This is a genomic window from Undibacterium sp. Xuan67W (assembly GCF_049340165.1).
Classification (GTDB): domain Bacteria; phylum Pseudomonadota; class Gammaproteobacteria; order Burkholderiales; family Burkholderiaceae_D; genus Undibacterium.
In genome coordinates this window covers 1-255 of the sequence record NZ_JBMPPN010000069.1, presented here as the reverse complement: position 1 = coordinate 255, position 255 = coordinate 1, and the positions used below count along the sequence as shown (strand labels likewise).

At 43.5% G+C, this 255-nt stretch carries 1 protein-coding gene; it reads right to left on the bottom strand.

Features of this window, described 5'->3' with window-relative positions; genetic code table 11:
* A partial coding sequence (locus ACO0LE_RS20300) for a DDE-type integrase/transposase/recombinase (protein WP_422962132.1) occupies positions 1-255 on the bottom strand: 255 nt, incomplete at both ends.

Sequence of the window (255 nt, the reverse complement as noted above, 5' to 3'; positions counted from 1 at the left end):
GTCATTGCTCCCATACTGACTACCTTGATCGCTATGTAAAAGTACTGGATGGTGAGGTTGACGCCTTAATTTAGCCATAAGCAAAGCGTCAATCACCAGGTGTCGATCAATGTTTTTCCCCATCGACCAGCCAATGATACGTCTTGAAAATAGATCCAAAACAGTAGCCACATAGAGAAATCCTTCGTATGTGCGAACATAGGTGATGTCACTCACCCATGATTTATTGGGTGCGTCAGGATTAAACTCTCGGTT